Genomic DNA, 3,249 nt, shown 5'->3' with positions numbered 1-3,249 from the left:
CCCACGTCAAGGCCATTCAGGAGAAATACATCATTCCCGGCGAGACCGCCGAATCCGCCCTTATGTTCCTGCCGTCGGAGGCCGTTTACGCCGAGTTGCACGCCAACTTCCGCAATGTGATCGAGGAATCATTCAAACGCCGGGTGTGGATCGTCTCGCCGACAACATTGATGGCGACGCTGACCACGGTGCGCGCCGTTCTCAAGGACTCCCGCATGCGCGAACAGGCCGGAGTCATCCAGACCGAAGTCATGAATCTGCTCAAAGATGTCGAGCGTCTGGACAAGCGGGTCGGCAGTCTTCAGGACCATTTCCGCATGGCCAACAAGGACATCGAGGAGATATCCACCTCCACCGGCAAGATCATCAGCCGTGGCGGGAAGATAGAAATGGTCCAACTCGGCGACGATGCGCCGGTCGAGGAATTGGTTAAACCGGCCCCCGCGCCTTAAGGGCGGCGGTCAGGGTGCCCTCGTCCAGATAATCCAGTTCGCCGCCAACCGGAACCCCATGCGCCAGACCGGTGACCTTGACGCCGCATTCCCCCAGTCGCTCGGCGATGTAGTGGGCGGTGGTCTGGCCGTCAACGGTGGCGTTGGTGGCGAGGATCACTTCCTTCACCTCATCCTTGCAGGCCCGCGCCACCAGGCCGTTGATATTAAGATCATCGGGACCGACGCCGTCCAGCGCCGACAGCACCCCGCCCAGCACATGGTAGCGCCCCTTGAACGATCCCATCCGTTCCAGCGCCCACAGATCGGCGACATCCTCGACGATGCAAATGATTGAAGCGTCCCGCTTGACATCGGCGCACACGACGCAGGGGTCGTTGACGTCGATATTGCCGCAGGTGGAACAGGTGACGATATTCTCCAGCGCCTCGGTCATGGCGAGGGCCAGCGGCGCCAACATCGATTCCCGGCGCTTGATCAGATACAACGCAGCGCGGCGCGCCGAGCGCGGCCCCAGTCCGGGAAGCTTGGCGAGAAGCTGGATCAGCCTGTCGATGCCGGAAGTGGTCATTAAAACGGCAGTTGCATTCCCGGCGGCAGTTGCAGGCCTCCGGTAAGTTCGGCCACCTTGTCTTTCATCACCGTTTCAACCTTGGCCTTGGCGTCGTTGAAGGCGGCGACGATCAAATCCTCAAGAACCTCGGCGTCCTTGTCCTCGAACAGAGACGGATCAATTTTTACGCGGCGCGCCTCCGACTTGCCGTTCAGCGTCACCTCGACCATGCCGGCGCCCGAACGTCCGATAACCAACATGCCGGCCATCTCTTCCTGCAATTCAGCCATCTTGGCCTGTATCTGCTGGGCCTGCTTCATCATCGCGCCGAGGTTCTTCATAGGCCTGTCCTCTTGAAACCGGTTAAGCGTGAGAGAGCAGTATATATCAGGCATCAAAGCGGGTGTCATCGGCAGATGGGAAATTCCAAGAACGGTAAACCGCAATTTTTCAGAGATATCTTAACGCACTATGAATAGGGCGCTCAGCATTGATACATACGGCATATGGCATAGTTCTCCTCAGATGAACGACAACCCCTCTTTAAGGAGAAACAAAATGTACGAATATCTGATCGCCGTAATCGCCACCGTTCTTTTCATCGCTCCGTTGGCTTACGCTTTTACCGCTTCCGTCGGCGAGATTGAGGCCCACTAAGTTTCAGCCTCTCGACAAAGCGATCAAGCCGACGAAAACCGGCCCCTTGGGAGTTCTCTCAAGGGGCCGTTTCCGTTTTATGACTTAAAGCGCGTCCAGATTTTCCTGCTCGAATTCCAGAAATTTCCTGGTCACCTCGGCCATCTCGCGGTAGTACGGCAGCGTGGCCGTTTTTATGACCTTTCCGCAGAATTGCGGCGCCCATTTGCTCAAGTGCTCATCGAAAAATTTCTTTTGCACCTCAAGGCACCCGATGGCCTCGTCCTTGTTTCCCGCAGACCAGGCCTCGGCCTCTTTTTCTGCGAGCAATTTCATCAGGTCCAGTTCGGCGCTGATATGATCAGGCATCCCCGAAAAATTTTCGTCATAGCTCAGGCCGGCGGCTTCGATAAAACATTTCACCTTAACCGTCTGCGTTCCCCAAAGCTCGTTATCCGCCGGATTTCCGGTATCTATATGAATGGACTCATGGGGAGAAAGATGAGGACCGGGTCCGATGAACAGCCTTGCATATTCAACGGCCAGGTCCTCGACAAGTTTATTGACCGGGGTTTCATGGAAGTCGTCCCCCAAGGACAGCCCCAGGCCGGCGAAGGCCTGGGAAAGCTTGCTGTCCTTGAGTTCGCCGATAAAGGACGAATCAGGCTCCACCCTGTAAATCATGGAAAGCAGACCATATACGTTGCTGCGCGCAGCGGCCGTCTCCGCCATGTTGTTCAGGTTATCGCCCACTGCTCAAACTCCTTCCACCACCCCGGTCAACAGGGGGTATTATGCCTTTTCTACTTTTACCACCGTGTCCATCCACCGCATTGAACCGCCGATCGGGTCCGAACTGTTGGGGATAAGCACGTTGGGGTGGACGCCATGCTTTTTCCACCACATGTTCTTGGCGTCCGGGTCAGCTTCCGCGCCGCCGTCGGTCGGGGATGTCTTGCCCGATCCATAGATGCCCGAATGCTGACGACCCAAGTGGTTGGAAACGGCGATGATGCCGGGGATAATCCCTTCAGTGACATAAGCCGTGGTGATAATCTCACCAATGCCGCCGCGCACCTTGATCTTGTCGCCGTCCTTGATGCCTCTCTCGGCGGCGGTCTTGGTGTTGATCCATCCCGGATTGTCGTGCTTGATCTCGGTCAGCCACTTGCAGTGGGCTGTTCGAGACTGGGTATGCACGGCAACCTTATAGGTGGTCAGGATCAGCTCGTCCTTGGCCATCGCCGCATGTTCCGGGATCGGCGTGTAGGTCGGGAACGCCGGAAGCCCCTTGACGGCAAAGTTATCGGAATAGAAGTCAAGGAGACCGGACTTGGTGAATGACGTGTTCGGCGGGTAGGCAGTTAACGCCGCGCCGTCGATATTCTGGGCGACATAGGCTTTTTTCGCGTCCTTGACGCCCAGATAGCCGGCCTTCTTGGCTTCGTCTTCGCTGGCGACTCCGGCCTTTTTCCAGTTCCAGTAGACGCCGGTTTTGTCGTCGAGAATGACGCCGTCGCCGGAAACATCGACTTTCGCTTCATAGAAGCCGTAGTTGGGCTTGGCGTCCTTGTCGTGCCAGACGCCCTTCGCCTTCATATACTCGAA

At 56.9% G+C, this 3,249-nt stretch carries 3 protein-coding genes and 2 pseudogenes (2 of these 5 running past the window's edge); 1 reads left to right on the top strand and 4 read right to left on the bottom strand.

Annotation, left to right across the window (positions count from 1 at the left end; genetic code table 11):
• Positions 1-452 (top strand): annotated as a pseudogene (locus tag A3H92_06470) (hypothetical protein); it begins 625 nt to the left of the window's first position.
• Here the strand turns inward: A3H92_06470 and A3H92_06465 are convergent.
• The 4 genes and pseudogenes from A3H92_06465 to A3H92_06450 form a co-directional block, all read right to left on the bottom strand.
• On the bottom strand, positions 430-1,023 hold the full coding sequence (locus tag A3H92_06465) for a recombination protein RecR (GenBank protein OHC75257.1): 594 nt from the start codon (positions 1,021-1,023) through the stop codon (positions 430-432). The pseudogene A3H92_06470 and the gene A3H92_06465 sit on opposite strands and share 23 nt — an antisense overlap.
• A complete protein-coding gene (locus A3H92_06460; GenBank protein ID OHC75256.1) occupies positions 1,023-1,346 on the bottom strand; it encodes a nucleoid-associated protein, YbaB/EbfC family in 324 nt (107 codons plus the stop codon). Before A3H92_06460 ends, A3H92_06465 begins: the two co-directional genes overlap by 1 nt.
• Before the next feature lie 400 nt (positions 1,347-1,746).
• Positions 1,747-2,394 carry a hypothetical protein gene (locus tag A3H92_06455; protein OHC75255.1) on the bottom strand — a complete coding sequence of 216 codons (648 nt, stop codon included), beginning with the start codon at positions 2,392-2,394 and terminating at the stop codon, positions 1,747-1,749.
• A 39-nt stretch (positions 2,395-2,433) separates the two neighbouring features.
• Positions 2,434-3,249 (bottom strand): annotated as a pseudogene (locus tag A3H92_06450) (DMSO reductase) (it continues 1,671 nt past the right edge of the window).

It is taken from the genome of Rhodospirillales bacterium RIFCSPLOWO2_02_FULL_58_16 (assembly GCA_001830425.1).
Taxonomy (GTDB): Bacteria; Pseudomonadota; Alphaproteobacteria; order Rhodospirillales; family 2-02-FULL-58-16; genus 2-02-FULL-58-16.
The sequence above is the reverse complement of the archived record's forward strand: the minus strand, read 5'-3'. Positions and strand labels throughout refer to the sequence as shown.